Origin of the sequence: Streptococcus oralis, from assembly GCF_001075875.1 — a bacterium.
GTDB lineage: Bacteria > Bacillota > Bacilli > Lactobacillales > Streptococcaceae > Streptococcus > Streptococcus oralis_I.
Map to the genome: position 1 here is coordinate 1 of NZ_JUOS01000086.1, position 232 is coordinate 232.

1 protein-coding gene is annotated in these 232 nt (G+C 44.0%); it reads right to left on the reverse strand.

What is annotated here, in order from left to right; translation table 11 throughout:
- On the reverse strand, positions 1-232 hold a 232-nt coding region (locus ADM33_RS05210), incomplete at both ends, for a hypothetical protein (RefSeq protein WP_049503526.1).

The following is a 232-nucleotide window of genomic DNA, read 5'->3' on the forward strand; positions in this document are numbered from 1 at the left end:
TACGGCCGGTGCTTTACCTGTGAATGACTTTTCAGGAACAAAAGTTACTGTTCCATCTGCTGCTACTGTGAACTTACCAACACCATCAACTGACTTGGTAGTTGAGCCATCATCAAATGTTGCTGGAACAGCATCGTTCATTGGCACACGGATATTACCTTCAGTGAATACAGGTTTACCTGTTTGAGTGGCACCTTGGATATCAGTAGATGTCGCATCTTCAGATGTTGGA